Source organism: Micromonospora sp. RP3T, from assembly GCF_003027925.1.
Taxonomy (GTDB): Bacteria; Actinomycetota; Actinomycetes; order Mycobacteriales; family Micromonosporaceae; genus Micromonospora.
Window position 1 is genome coordinate 176,828 of record NZ_PYPS01000003.1, and the last position, 13,869, is coordinate 190,696.

Sequence of the window (13,869 nt, forward strand, 5' to 3'; positions counted from 1 at the left end):
TCGTGCCGGCCGCGCCCGCCGCTCGCCGTGTCACTTGCCGGTGATCTCCTTGACGCCGTCGGCGTACGGCTTGGCGATCGTGTCGAGCACCTGGTCGGGGGACTTGGACCCGTTGATCAGGCCCTGGAACCCGCCGACCAGCACGTCGTAGTAGCCGGGCACCGGCCAGTCCGGGTAGAAGGCCAGGCCGTCCTGCTTGCTGACCGTGTTGAAGTCCTCGATCAGCTTGCGGTCCTTCGGGTCGGTGATCCTGGCGGGGTCACCGGCCACCGGGACACCACCGTTGTTGCCGATCAGGTCCTGGATCTCCGGACGCAGGGTGATGTCGATGAAGTCGTACGCCAGGCTCTTGGCCCTGCTGTTCGTCGGGACGACCCAGAGGTTGCCGGACGAGCCGGCGTTCAGCGTGTTGCCCGGGAACAGGAAGGTGTCCCAGTTGGCCTTCATCTCGGCCTTGAAGCGGCCGTACCACCAGCTGCCCGAGACGATCATCGGCGTCTTGCCGGCGATGAACGCGGTGCCCATGTCCTCGGCCTTGAGGCTCGCCGAGTTCTTGGCCACGTAGCCCTTCCGCACCCAGTCGGCGAAGGTGTCCGCGCCGTACTTCAGCGGGTCGGCCCTGAAGTCGACGGGGTTCTTGTAGAGCTGGTAGTCGTCGACGAACGTCCGGTCGGCCTTCGACAGGGCCAGCTGGTAGAAGAGCTGCCCGGCCGGGTACTCGGCGCCGGCCATGCCCAGCGGGGTGATCTTCTTGCCGACGAAGGTGTCCATCGCGGCGGTCATCTCGGCCATGGTGGTGGGCACCGGGACGCCGTTGCGGTCGAACAGGTCCTTGTTGTAGTAGACCGTGACGTACTCGCCGTAGTTCGGCACGCCGAACCACTTGCCCGACCCCATCACGCCCTTGTCCGTGTAGCGGGCGGTGGTCTGGAGGCTGGAGCTGAGCTTGCCGGCCCAGCCGCGCTTCTCCGCCTCGTCGCTGAGGTCGGTGAGCAGGCCCTGGGAGGACAGCAGGCCGGCCGTCGCGTTGCCCTTGTTGTACTCCATGATGTCCGGTCCCTCGGACGAGTTGATGATCATGCCGGCGTTCTGCTGGATCTGCTCGAACGCCTTGCGCTCGAAGCGCACCTCCACGCCCGGGTGCTCGGTCTTGAAGATCTCGATGGCCCGGTCCCAGCCGACCCCCATCGCGCTGTTCTCGCCCTCGTAGTGCCAGAGCTTGAGGGTCTTGGCCCCGCTGTCGTCACCGCTGTCGTCGCCCCCGCACGCGGTCACGGTGGTCGTCGCGGTCGCCGCCAGGGCGAGCGCCGCGACGATCCGGCGGAATCGCTGCATTGCTATCCTCCTCGTTGAGTATCGAGCCGGTACTTCACTGGGTCCGTCGTCGCGTTGCCGCGCGGCGACGGGCCGTTTCTCCTGTTCAGCCCCCCGTCGGTGGGCGGCTTCGTGGGACTGCGGTCGAGCCCCGGATCTCCAGCGCGCACGGCAGCAGTTGCTGGTGACGCTCGTCGCCGGCCCCGTCCAGGTGACGCACCAGCGCCTCGATCGCGATCCGGCCCATCGCCGATCCGGGCGACGTCATCGCGGTCAGCGCCGGGGTGGCCAGCTCGGCGACCTGCGGCGAGGTGACCATCGAGACGACCGAGACGTCGTCGGGCACGGACAGCCCTCGTGCGGTCAGCTCGCCGAGGATGCCGAAGATCGCCGTCTCGTTCATGGCCAGCACCGCCGTCAGGCCCGGCGCCCGCGCCAGGGCGGCGGCCAGCGCCGCCCGGCCGCCGGCGGCGCTGTCCTCGGCCGGGATCATGACCGGTTCCAGGCCGTGGCCGGTCATGGCCGTGACAAAGGCGTCCCGGGTACGCAGCGCCGGGCCGTAACCGCGGGTCAGGGTCTGCGCCGAGTGGTTGACGTAGACGATCCGCCGGTGCCCCAGCCCGACCAGGTGCGCCACCGCCTCCCGCACGGTCTGCCCGAAGTCGATGTCGACGTAGGAGAGCCCGGCGGTGTCCCCGGTGCGCCCGATGAGCACCAGCGGCACACCGGCCTCCTGGAGCGCGGCGACCCGCTCGTCGGCGAGCTTCACCTCCATCAGCACGACGCCGTCGAACATCCGCTGGCTGGCCAGCCGGCGCAGGTCGGCGAGGTCGCCGCCACCCCCGACGGGCGACAGGACCAGGTGGTAGCCGACGGCGCTGGCCGCCGCGGCCGCCCCGGTGACGAACGCCGTCTCGGTCGCGCCGAGGCCGCGCTCGTCCATCGGCAGCAGCAGGCCCAGGATCCGGCTACGTCGGCTGGCCAGGCCACGGGCCATGGCGTTGGGCTGGTAGTCCAGCTCGGTCATGGCGGCGCGCACCTTGGCCCGGGTGGCCGGGGAGATCGGCCGGGTGCCGGTGAGCACGTAGGACACGGTGCTGACCGAGACCTGGGCCAGGCGGGCGACGTCGTGCATGGTGGCCATCGCGCACCTCCTCGGGACGGGCGTGGCACCGCGTTCGAATGATCGTCGAAGCGCTTCGACGAAGCGGTTCGACAGACGCTAGGCCGCTGTTACGGCGACGTCAATAGCCGATGTCGAAAGACGGCGTTCGCCGTCGTCGAGCTGTGGCTCCGCAACGCCCTCGGCGGGCCGGCCGCGTCGGCCTGACCGCCGCCACCCCGACGGGGCGTCCTGCTGGCCCACGTCCGGGGGGAAGGTCATCCGATCTCCTGCGGCGAATGGTGCGACGCGGACTGGGAGCACCTGCGCGTCGCCGGCGCCGCGATCAAGGACCGGACGCTGCGGCACCTGGACCGCCACCTGCTGCGGTTCGAGGAGCGGGCCACCGCCGCGGGGGCCGTCGTGCACTGGGCGCGCGACGCGGCGGAGGCCAACCGGATCGTCGTCGACCTGGTCCGCGCCGCCGACGCCGACGAGGTGATCAAGGTCAAGTCCATGGTCACCCTGGCGGCCCGCGCCGGCTCGCCGCCGCGCAGCGCCTCGCCGCCCTCGCCGACGCCCGGGACGTGGTGCGGTTGTTCGCCCAACGGGTCGGCGACTACCGGGCCCGGGTCCGGGTCGTCGAACCGGCGATGCTCGCCGCCGCGGTGGCGGCGGAGTTGCGGAACGCGGCGGTCGACACGCTCGCCGTGCCGCCCGATCTGCCCGGCGAATGGTGGGCCGGGACAGCGGTCGAGGATCAGCGGCCCGTCCGCCACGAGCGACATCGAACCGAACCGGGTCGAAGGCGTGCACGGCCCCCGGAACCTCGTCGTGCTGGTCGTCGCCCCGGCCACCCGCGGGGGATGACCTACGACGCGTCGCCGCCCCCTTGGCGGGCCAGTCGCCAGCCGACGTAGGCGAGCGTGAGAACGACCGCGCCGGCGATCAGGTACCACCCGAACCGGTGCAGGTCCACGAGCACGGCCCGCAGGTGGTCGCCGGTCAGGTAGCCGGCCGTCGTCCACAGTCCCACCCAGGCGGCGGCGCCGAGCGCGTTGTAGGCCACGAAGCGCCGCCACGGCATGCCGGTGGTGCCGGCGACCACCCCGTTGAACTGCCGTAGACCGTCGACGAAGCGGGCGGCGGCGACGAGCTTCGGGCCGTGGCGGCTCATCACCGCCTCCAGGCGGGCGAACCGGTCCGGGCCCAGACGCAGGCGGCGGCCGTGGCGCAGGACGAGCCGGCGACCGCCGTGGCGACCGATCAGGTAGCCGATGCTGTCCCCGGCCACCGCGGCCAGGAACGCGGTGGCCGCCACGGCGACGACGCTCAGTCGTCCGTGGGACGCGTACCCGGCGGCGAGGACGATCGCGGTCTGGCCCGGCGCCGGGACGCCGAAGCCCTCCACGCCGACGAGCAGGGCGAGCCCCGGGTAGCCGTAGTGGCTCACCAGGTCGGTGAGCAGCCGGAACGGGCTCACCGGCCGGTCCCGGAGAGGCGGCCCACCACGTCGACGAGCCTAGCCGGCGCGAGCGTCGGCCGCTGGTCCCGGCTGCCGGCTCACCCCGTCGGGGACGCGGGCCGGTCGCGTATCGAATTGATTCGATATAGCATCGCGGCAGGGCAGCGTCACTCCGACCGGGCGCACGACGCGGAGTGTTCGCCATCCACCGGCGGACCGGGTAGCCGGCCGGTGGTCACCGATTCGGACGCGGCCGGCTGGACGCCACGACGGCGTCACCTGCCGCGTGCTGGTCCCGCCGCGAGCGCGGTACGCCGACCGTCGACCGGCCGGATCCCGTGCCGTGCGCGGCAGCGGACCAGACCGCACACCGAGGAGTAGGCACAGATGAACGACGTACCCGATCGAGCGCGCCGTCGGAGCAGGAGCGCCGTCCGGCTGCTTCTGGGCGGCGCCTGCGCCCTGGCGGTCACGGTGTCCTCGATGGCCGTGGCCACCTTCGCCCGCGCCGATCTCAGCGACCCGCCCGGAACCACCCTGAAGGCCGCGGCCGAGCGCAGCGGCCGGTACTTCGGCGCCGCGATGGGCGGTGACCGGCTCACCGACCAGGGCTTCCTGACCATCGCGAACCGCGAGTTCGACATGATGACGGCCGTCAACGAGATGAAGCCCGACGCGACCGAGCCCAACCCGGGCCAGTTCGACTTCCGGGCCGGTGACGCGATCTACAACTGGGCCACCCAGCACGGCATGCGGGTCCGGGGTCACACGCTGGCCTGGCACGCCCAGCAGCCGAGGTTCTGGGGAAGTCTCAGCGGCAGCGCCCTGCGGCAGGCGATGATCGACCACATCAACGGCGTGATGGCCCACTACCGGGGCAAGCTGGCCTACTGGGACGTGGTGAACGAGGCGTTCGCCGAGAACGGCAGCCGGCGGTCGTCGAACCTGCAGTCCACCGGCAACGACTGGATCGAGGTGGCGTTCCGGACCGCGCGCGCCGCCGACCCGTCGGTCAAGCTCTGCTACAACGACTACAACATCGAGAACTGGACGTACGCCAAGACGCAGGGCGTCTACAACATGATCAAGGACTTCAAGGCCCGGGGCGTCCCGGTCGACTGCGTCGGTCTGCAGACCCACTTCACCGGTGGCAGTTCGCTGCCGTCCAACTTCCAGACCACGCTGTCGAGCTTCGCCGCGCTCGGCGTCGACGTGGCGCTGACCGAAGCCGACGTCACCAACGCCTCGACCAGCCAGTACCAGGGCCTCACCCAGGCCTGCGTGAACGTGCCCCGCTGCGTCGGCGTCACGACGTGGGGCATCCGGGACAGCGACTCCTGGCGTGGCAACGAGAACCCGCTGCTGTTCGACCGCAACAGCAACCCCAAGGCGGCGTACGGCGCCGTACGCGACGCCCTCAACGCCGCCTCCACCACGGTGCCGGGCACGACCGCGCCGCCGACCACCGCGCCGCCGACCACGACCCCGCCGACCACCGTGCCGCCGACCACCACCCCGCCGACCACGCCACCCGCCACCGGACAGCCGGGGACGTGCACCGCGACGTACCGCATGGTCAACAGCTGGAGCGGTGGCTTCCAGGGTGAGGTCACCGTGACCAACAACGGCTCCACCACGCTCACCGGCTGGACGGTGCGGCTGACGTTGGCCGGCGGGCAGACCGTCGCCAACGTCTGGAACGGCGTCAACACCGGCACCAGCGGCACGGTCGGCGTCCGCAACGCCGACTACAACGGGTCCCTCGGCGCGAACGCCTCGACCACCTTCGGATTCCTGGTCAACGGCAGTAGCAACGCCGCCCCCGGTGGCCTCTCCTGCACCAGCCCCTGAGCGACGACACGTGGAGGATGATCATGCGTAGGTTCCTCGCGGTGTTCGCCGCCGCCCTGACGCTCGGCACCGTCGCCGGCAGCGGGCCGGCCGGCGCGTCGACCGCCGCCCCACGTTCGTGCCCCCGCGGCCTGCTCTTCTGCGAGGACTTCGAGCGACTGCCCCCGGGCGGGCCCCGCACACTGAAGTGGGGCGTCGACACCCGCCACGGCACGCTCACCGTCGAGCGGGCCCGCCGGGGCAACCAGGTGCTGCACGTTCACACGGTCGACAACGGGCGCGCCTTCCTGCGCGTCGACGACGTCGCCGCGCCGGGTAACCGCCTCTACGGCCGGATGCGGCTGCGCGTCGACGCCTTCCCCACCGCCCCGGACTGGGCGCACTTCACGCTGGTGGAGGCGACCGGCGCCGGCAGCGCGGAGGTCGTCCGCCCGGTCGGCGGCCAGTACGCGCCCACGGTCCCCGGCACCTTCTGGGGGATCGGCGCGGACGGCGGCCCGACCGGCGACTGGACCAACTGGCGGGAGTCCGCCCCGGTCACCGAGGACACCTGGCAGTGCGTCGAGTGGCGGCTGGACGCGACGGACAACCGGGTCGCGGTGTGGATCGACGGCGTGGCGAACCCGGAGCTGACCGCGTCCACGACCGAACACGGCGGCAACGACGTGCCCTTCGTCCTGCCGACGGTCGACACCGTCAAGATCGGCTGGCAGCTCTACCAGGGCGGCACCACGCCGGGCGAGTTCGACCTCTGGATCGACGACGTCGCGCTGTCCAGCAGGCGGCTCGGCTGCTGACCCGAGCCTCCGCCAGCGGAACGCCTGGCCGGTGACCCCGGCCAGGCGTTCCGCCCGGAGCGGCCGGCCCCTCAGGCGCAGCCCCGGTACTGCAACGAAGCGTCCTTCATGTACGCCCACAGCGCCAGGCCGTTCCAGTAGTCGTAGGTGAGCGTCCAACCGTTGGCGGTGTTGCCGGTCGGGCCGGTGACGACCTGTCCGTAGCGGCGGGTGCCGTACAACGTGGACTCCCTGGGCTCGGTGTACATGCCCGCGTAGTCCCAGACGACGGTGAAGCTGCTCGTCGTGCACGCCGCCTGCGCCGTCCCGGCCGGCGCCAGAGCCGTCAGCGTCGTCGCCGCGAGGCCGGCCGCCACCGTGCGCAGCAGCAGTCGTCGAACGATCATCAGGTCCTCCACTCGATCGTCGCGCACGAATGCGCCACGGGGACATCCATCCGCCGGATTCTATTCGTCGCCGCCGATCCCCGCGCTCGCCGGGCGGCCGGGACGCCGGGTCGGGGCCGATTGTCGTGGACCGCGCCGATACGGTGTTCGATGGCTCGGCCGACACCAGACCGTCGACGCCCGGTGACCGCGAGAGGAACCATGGAACCAGCGAACCCCCGGCCCGCCGCGCCGGAGAGCCCTGAGGTGGCGGGCCGGCCGCCGGCGTTGCGCCTGTCCGGCCTGCTCAAGGTGTTCGGCGCGCACACCGCCGTCGACCACGTCGATCTCGTGGTGCCGCAGGGGTCGTTCTTCGGCCTGGTCGGTCCGAACGGGGCCGGCAAGACGACGTCGTTGTCCATGGCGGTCGGCCTGCTGCGCCCGGACGCGGGCGTCGCACGGGTGTTCGGGGTGGACGTGTGGTCCGACCCGGCCGGGGCGAAGGCGTTGCTGGGCGTGCTGCCCGACGGGCTGTCCATGCCGGAGCGGCTGACCGGGCGCGAGCTGCTGACATACCTCGGGCAGTTGCGCGGCATCGAGGCCGGCGTGCTGGCCGGCCGTGTCCAGGAACTGCTCGACGTGCTGGAGCTCGGCGCGGCCGAGCGCACCCTGGTGGTCGACTACTCCACCGGCATGCGCAAGAAGATCGGGCTGGCGACCGCCCTGCTGCACGGGCCCCGGCTGCTGGTGTTGGACGAGCCGTTCGAGGCGGTCGACCCGGTGTCCGCGGCCGCGCTCAAGGCGATCCTGACCGGGTTCGTGGCCGGCGGCGGCTCGGTGGTGCTCTCCAGTCACGTGATGCCGCTCGTCGAGCAGCTCTGCGACACCGTGGCCGTCATGGCCGGGGGCCGGGTCGTGGCGGCCGGTCCGCTGGCCGAGGTGCGCGGCGACACCACGCTGGAGCAGACGTTCGTCCGGCTGGTCGGCGGTGACGCGCACACCCGGAAGGGGCTGTCGTGGTTGGCGTCCTGATCCGGATGAAGTTGACGATCATCAGGAACTCGATGACCGGTGGCCGGGCGGCGTGGATGCTGGTCGGCGCGGTCCTCGGCCTGCTGTTCGCGGCCGCGACCATCTGGCTCTCCCTGGTCGAGCTGCCCACCGACGTGCTGGGCGACCTGCTCGCCGGCGTGTTCGGGATGTGGACGCTCGGCTGGCTGATCGGCCCGCTGTGGAGCGGCGCGGCGGTGCTGCGCGCCGACCACTTCACGCTGCTGCCGGTGCCGCGTCGCCGGCTCGCGGTGGGGCTGCTGGGGGCGGCCTTCGTCGGGATCACCACCGCGGTCACCGCGCTGGGGTTCGTCGGCCTGATCACGTACGGCGCCCGGCAGGGTCTGGTCCCGGCGGTGCTGGCCGCGCCGGTCGCGGCCCTGCAACTGGTCTTCGTGGTGCTGCTGTCCCGGGTGGTCCACGCGCTGTTCGGGGCCGTCGCGGCGTCGAGGGCGGGTGCGGCGATCACCGGCGTGCTGTTCGCCGCGATGCTCGTGCTCACCCAGTCCGGGTGGATGATCGTCGTGGCCGTGATGTACTCCGACGTCCTGACCACCGGGTTCTCCCACGCGACCACCGTCACGCTGCGGGCGGTCCCGTCGAGCTGGGGCGTGGTGGCGGTGGACGCCGCGGGCCGTGGTGACTGGCCGCTCGCCCTCGCCGCGCCGGCCGGGCTGGCCGTGCTCTGCGTGCTGCTGCTGCTCGTCTGGTCGGTGGAGCTGGGCAGTCCGCGCCGGGCCCGGGTCACCATCCGGGGCAGCGCCCACCGCGCCCCGGTGCGCGGCGGCCCGTTCGCCGGTACGACCGGCGCCGTCGTCCGCAAGGAGCTGCGCACCTGGTGGCGTGACCCGTTGCGGACCACCACCGCGGTGGTGCCGATCGTCTGGGCGCTGGGCACCGTGCTGCTGCCGCTGACCTTCGACGCCCGGGTCCTGCTGCCCTGGGCCGGCCCGGCGCTCGCGCTCTTCGCGATCACCTCGGCCGGCAACCTCTACAGCCAGGACGGCACCGCGCTCTGGCAGACCCTGACGACCGGCACCCAACGCGCCGACGTACGGGGCCGGCAGTGGGCGTACCTGATCGTCTTCGGGCCGCCGGCCGTCGCCCTGAGCATCGCCTTCGGCTGGTGGAGCGGCCTGACCTGGACCTGGCCGTGGGTCGCCGCGGCGGTGCCCGCCCTGCTCGGCGGCGGCGCCGGTCTGATCGTCCACGCCTCCGTGTTCGGTCTGGTCCCGGGTCCCGACGCCCACAAGCGACCGAGCAACCCGCTGGAGCGCGCCGACACCACCGGCCAGTCCAACGTGCTGTTCTGGGTCGGGTTGCTGCCGGCGGCGCCCGCGCTCGCCCTGGTCTGGCTCGGCGCCCGGGTCGACCAGCCGTGGTTGAGCTGGGCCGGGGTGCCGGTGGGCGTGCTGACCGGCGTCGCCGTCGCCTGGGCGCTGGGGGCCGGGGCGATCCGGAAGCTCACCGAGGACGGCCCCGACCTGCTGCACACCATGCGCACCGGCCGACCCCCCGTGGTCCGGCGCGTCGACGGCTCCGGCGTGGCCGCGAGGGGCGGCCCGGTCGAGGGGTTGAGCTGGGGCCTCGGCTCGGTCCTGCTGATCCCGCAGGGGATCATCCCGCTGGTCTTCATCCTGTCCGACATCCACGTCCGGTCCTGGTTCCTGGCGATGTACGTGTGGCCCGTCCTCGGGGTGCCGATCGCCGTGCTCGGCATCCTGGCCGGCATCGCCCTGTACGCCCGGGCCGTGCGGACCAGGGTCGACCGCCGGGCCGGCCGGGCCGGCGGCCCGGCGTCGGCCGGGGATCGCGAGCTCGAATCGGTCTGAGACCCGAATTCGGTGGTGGCGGTCGCCGTGGGCGTGCGAACCTGGCGACGGCCCACCGCCGCACCCGGCGGAGGCGCCGGCCACCACGACGACGAGGAGTGACGATGCGAGCGGATTCCACGCCCCGGACCCTGGACCGTCCCACCGTGGAGTTCTGCTTTGGCCTTGTTGAACCTCGGAATCGTCGCCCATGTTGACGCCGGAAAGACCAGCCTGACCGAACGCCTGCTCTTCGAGGCCGGCGCGGTCTCCCAGCCCGGCAGTGTCGACGCCGGCACGACGCGGACCGACTCGATGGAGTTGGAGCGCCGGCGCGGCATCACCATCCGGGCAGCGGTCACCTCGATCGCGCTCGGTGACCTGAGCGTCAACCTGTTGGACACGCCCGGCCACCCCGACTTCATCGCGGAGGTCGAGCGTTCGCTCGCCGTGCTGGACGCCGCCGTGCTCGTGGTGTCGAGCGTGGAGGGCGTCCAGCCGCAGACCGTCGCCATCTGGCGGGCGCTGCGCCGCATCGGGGTGCCGACGGTGTTCTTCCTCAACAAGGTGGACCGTCGCGGCGCCGACGTCGACCGGGTCACGGCCCAGGTGCGCCGACGGCTCGGCGCGTGCCCGGTCGTGCTCACCACGGTCGCCGGTCAGGGCACGCGTGACGCCCGGGTACGGGCCGTGGGCCTCGACACCGAACCGGTGGTGGCGGCCGTGGCGGAGGCCGACGACGCGGTGGCGGCCCGCTGGCTGACGGACGAGCCGCTACGCGTCCGCGACGTCCGGCGCGCGATCCGGGTCGCGGTGCGCCGCGGCGACCTCAGCCCGGTGGCGTGCGGCTCGGCGGTCACCGGCGCCGGGGTGCGGCAGCTGTGCCGCCTCCTGGCCGACCTGCTGCCGCGCGACGAGCAGCGGGACGGCCCGCTGGCGGGTACGGTCTTCGCCGTCGACCGGGACGGTCAGGGCCGGCGGGCCTGGCTGCGGGTGTGGTCCGGGCAGCTCCGGGTGCGGGACCGGGTGCGGCTCGACGGGGCGCGCCCCCAGACGGTGACCCAGATCGCCGTCACCGAACCGGCCGGCGTGCTGGTGCGCCCCTCGGTGTCCGCCGGGCAGATCGCCGCGGTGCGCGGCGTGTCGGCCCGGATCGGTCAGCACCTCGGTGACCCGCCGCGGCGGCACGCCTACCGGTTCCCGCCACCGACCCGGCAGGCGGTCGTCGAGCCGGTCGACCCGGACCAGCGCCTGGCGATGTTCGCCGGCCTGGCCGAGCTGGCCGACGAGGACCCGCTGGTGGACCTGCGACTCGACGAGCAGCAGGCGGAGGCCGTGATCCGGCTGCACGGCGAGGTCCAGAAGGAGGTGCTGGCCGCGCTCATGGCGGACCGGTACGGCGTCCGGGTGCGGTTCTCCGGCACGCTGACCGCCTGCATCGAACGGGTCGTCGGCACCGGCGCCGCCGAGGAGCGGGTGCGGGAGCGGGGCAACCCGTACCTGGCCGGGTTGGGGCTGCGTATCGACGCCGCGCCGGTGGGGCACGGCATCGAGTTCCGTCCCGGCGTCGAGCCCGGCCGGCTTCCGCCGGCGTTCGTCGCCGCCACGGAGGAGGGCGTACGGGCCGGGCTGCGGCAGGGCCGGCACGGCTGGCCGGTCACCGACTGCACGGTCACCATGACGGCGTCCCGGTACTGGCCGCGGCAGAGCCGGCCGCACCAGAAGTTCGACAAGTCCATCTCGACGGTGGCGGCGGACTTCCGCAACCTCGCCCCGGTGGTGGTCGCCGCGGCGCTGCGCCGGGCCGGCACCCGGGTGTGCCAGCCGATCGAGCGCTTCGACGTCAACCTTCCGCAGCATGCGGTGGAGACGGTGCTGGCGCTGCTCGGTCGGCTCGGCGCGATCGTCCACGACACCGCCGTCGCCGGCGGGTACCTCGAGGTGAGCGGCAGCCTGCCGACGGCGCGGGTGCCGGAGGTCGTCGCGGCCCTTCCCGACCTCACCGGTGGCGAGGCGGTCCTGACCACCACCTTCGACCACTACGCACCGGTCACCGGTGCGGAGCCGCCGACGGTGCCCCGGCGTGGACCCGACCCGGCCGTCCGGGACGAGTGGTTCCGGGCCGTGCCCCGGTAGCTCCCGACCGGGCGACCTGACGCGTTCCCCTCCTGTCCGACGCGCTCAGGTCGGTCCTGAATGGTGATTCGAGCGGCTGCGAGCTGTGCGAATAATATTTATCTCGATATATTGTCAGGGGTTGCCGGAAGGGTCGTCGTGGAAAGGTCGAAAGCGGTTTTCTGATCGCCCTGTCGTCGCTGACACCGGCCCTCAACAGCGCCGATGCGCCGACGGGAGGAGGAGCGAGCCGCATGGAAACATGAATCGTCGGTGCTGTGTCGCGCTGTCTCCGGCGTATTCGCCACTGGCGCAATGGCTCTTCATCGGGGCGGTCGAATAGCGTTCCGCACCCGCCGGTAACGCCGTTTCCAGCCGTCCTGCGGCCCAGGGACAACCAGTTGCCCGTCCACTCTCTCCGGATGTGAACGATGTCGTCTCCGACCCTGTCCTGGCGCACCCTGGGCGCCGACCTGTCCGCCTCCGTCGTCGTCTTCCTCGTCGCGCTCCCGCTCTGCGTGGGCATCGCCGTCGCCTCCGGCGTACCGGCCGAACTGGGCCTGGTCACCGGCATCGTCGGTGGTCTCGTCGTCGGCTGCCTGCCCGGCAGCAGCATGCAGGTCAGCGGCCCCGCCGCCGGCCTGACCGTGCTGGTCGCCGACGCGGTGAGCCGGCACGGCCTCGGTGGCCTCGGCACGGTCGTCCTGGTCGCCGGCCTCATCCAGGTGATCCTCGGGTTCCTCCGACTCGGCCGCTGGTTCCGGGCCATCTCGGTGGCCGTGGTGCAGGGCATGCTCGCCGGCATCGGCCTGCTGCTCGTCGTCGGCCAGCTCTACGTGCTGTCCGGGCGGGAGGCGCCCCGGTCCGGGGTCGGGAAGTTCACCGGGCTGCCCGCGCTGTGGAGCGACATCCTCGGCTCCACCACGGTGCGGACGTCACTGGCCGTCGGCGTGGTCACGCTCCTGGTCATGCTCTCCTGGGACCGGCTGCCGGACCGGCTGCGGAGGGTGCCCGGAGCGCTGGTCGCGGTCATGGTCGCCGCCGCGACGGCCGGCGTCCTGCGGCTGCCGGTGGCGACGATCACGGTGGAGGGGTTGCTCGCTGCCGTGCAGCCGTCGCTCGGACACTGGACCATGCTGACGGAGCTGAGCGTGCTGGCCAGCGTCGCCACGTTCACCCTGATCGCGTCGGCGGAGAGCCTGTTCAGCGCCGCGGCGGTGGACCGGCTCCACCACGGACCGCGTACCGACTTCGACAAGGAGCTGGTGGCACAGGGCGCCGGCAACGCGGTCTGCGGAATGCTCGGCGCGCTGCCGATGACCGCGGTCATCGTGCGCAGCTCCGCCAACGTGCGGGCCGGCGCGCGAACCAGGGCCTCCCGCGTCCTGCACGGGGTGTGGCTGCTGCTGTTCGTCGCCGCCGCACCCGGCCTGATCGAGCTCATCCCGTTGCCCGCGCTGGCCGCCGTGCTCATCCACGCCGGGACGAAGCTGCTGCCGGTGCGGGCGATGCCGGAGCTGTGGCGGGGGCACCGGGGCGAGGCGCTGGTGCTGCTCGCGACCGCGCTCGTCATCCTCCTGACCGACCTGTTCGCCGGGGTGCTCGTCGGCCTCGGCCTGGCCATCGTCAAGACCGCCTGGGAGACCTCCCACGTCCGGGTGGCGGTGGCCGACGGGGGAACCGGCCCGATCGACGTGACGCTCACCGGCAACGCCACCTTCCTGCGACTGCCCACGATCCTCACCGCGCTCAACGCCCTGCCGACCAGCCGACCCGTACACCTGGACCTGGGCGGTCTGCGGCACGTCGACCTCGCCTGCCGGGCGGCGCTGACCACCTGGATCGAGACGCACAACCGCAGCGCGGGCGTCCTGGTGCGGGTCGCCGCCGCGGACGGGACCCCGGACGGCCCGCCCGACGACCGGGACTCCACCGGCACCGGCGTCGTCGAGGCGCTGGTCAGGGCGCGCGGCGCGGAAACCGGGCCGTGACATGATGA

At 72.7% G+C, this 13,869-nt stretch carries 11 protein-coding genes; 6 read left to right on the top strand and 5 right to left on the bottom strand.

All coding sequences use genetic code 11. From position 1 onward, the window contains the following. Positions 1–30: 30 nt before the first annotated feature. From C8054_RS04200 to C8054_RS04215, 4 genes are all read right to left on the bottom strand, one after another. Positions 31–1,335 carry an ABC transporter substrate-binding protein gene (locus C8054_RS04200; RefSeq protein ID WP_107155373.1) on the bottom strand — a complete coding sequence of 435 codons (1,305 nt, stop codon included), beginning with the start codon at positions 1,333–1,335 and terminating at the stop codon, positions 31–33. A gap of 85 nt (positions 1,336–1,420) precedes the next feature. Then, positions 1,421–2,458 (bottom strand): LacI family DNA-binding transcriptional regulator, encoded by a 1,038-nt coding sequence (locus C8054_RS04205; RefSeq protein WP_107155374.1) that lies wholly within the window; start codon positions 2,456–2,458, stop codon positions 1,421–1,423. A 236-nt stretch (positions 2,459–2,694) separates the two neighbouring features. Next, positions 2,695–3,204 (bottom strand): hypothetical protein, encoded by a 510-nt coding sequence (locus tag C8054_RS31930; protein ID WP_158273804.1) that lies wholly within the window; start codon positions 3,202–3,204, stop codon positions 2,695–2,697. Between the two features lie 83 nt (positions 3,205–3,287). Further along, positions 3,288–3,899 carry a DedA family protein gene (locus C8054_RS04215; RefSeq protein ID WP_233219489.1) on the bottom strand — a complete coding sequence of 204 codons (612 nt, stop codon included), beginning with the start codon at positions 3,897–3,899 and terminating at the stop codon, positions 3,288–3,290. A gap of 369 nt (positions 3,900–4,268) precedes the next feature. Here C8054_RS04215 and C8054_RS04220 point away from each other — a divergent pair, with 369 nt between their 5' ends. Then, the gene (locus tag C8054_RS04220) at positions 4,269–5,732 is read left to right on the top strand and encodes an endo-1,4-beta-xylanase (RefSeq protein ID WP_107155376.1); all 1,464 of its coding nucleotides are present in this window, start codon (positions 4,269–4,271) and stop codon (positions 5,730–5,732) included. A 23-nt stretch (positions 5,733–5,755) separates the two neighbouring features. Next, positions 5,756–6,529, top strand: coding sequence for a hypothetical protein (locus C8054_RS04225; RefSeq protein ID WP_107155443.1), 774 nt, complete (start codon positions 5,756–5,758; stop codon positions 6,527–6,529). Positions 6,530–6,600: 71 nt separating this feature from the next. Here C8054_RS04225 and C8054_RS04230 read toward each other — a convergent pair whose 3' ends face one another. Continuing rightward, positions 6,601–6,915 (bottom strand): hypothetical protein, encoded by a 315-nt coding sequence (locus C8054_RS04230; RefSeq protein ID WP_146179864.1) that lies wholly within the window; start codon positions 6,913–6,915, stop codon positions 6,601–6,603. 201 nt (positions 6,916–7,116) lie between these two features. Here C8054_RS04230 and C8054_RS04235 point away from each other — a divergent pair, with 201 nt between their 5' ends. The 4 genes from C8054_RS04235 to C8054_RS04250 all read left to right on the top strand — a co-directional run bounded on the left by C8054_RS04235 (position 7,117) and on the right by C8054_RS04250 (position 13,861). Beyond that, the gene (locus C8054_RS04235) at positions 7,117–7,926 is read left to right on the top strand and encodes an ABC transporter ATP-binding protein (protein ID WP_199199520.1); all 810 of its coding nucleotides are present in this window, start codon (positions 7,117–7,119) and stop codon (positions 7,924–7,926) included. Next, positions 7,911–9,776: a hypothetical protein gene (locus C8054_RS04240; RefSeq protein WP_107155379.1), complete on the top strand. Its 1,866-nt coding sequence runs from the start codon at positions 7,911–7,913 to the stop codon at positions 9,774–9,776. Before C8054_RS04235 ends, C8054_RS04240 begins: the two co-directional genes overlap by 16 nt. A 165-nt stretch (positions 9,777–9,941) precedes the next feature. Continuing rightward, positions 9,942–11,891, top strand: coding sequence for a translation factor GTPase family protein (locus tag C8054_RS04245; protein ID WP_233219490.1), 1,950 nt, complete (start codon positions 9,942–9,944; stop codon positions 11,889–11,891). 410 nt (positions 11,892–12,301) lie between these two features. Further along, positions 12,302–13,861: a SulP family inorganic anion transporter gene (locus C8054_RS04250; RefSeq protein WP_107155381.1), complete on the top strand. Its 1,560-nt coding sequence runs from the start codon at positions 12,302–12,304 to the stop codon at positions 13,859–13,861. Positions 13,862–13,869: the final 8 nt, after the last annotated feature.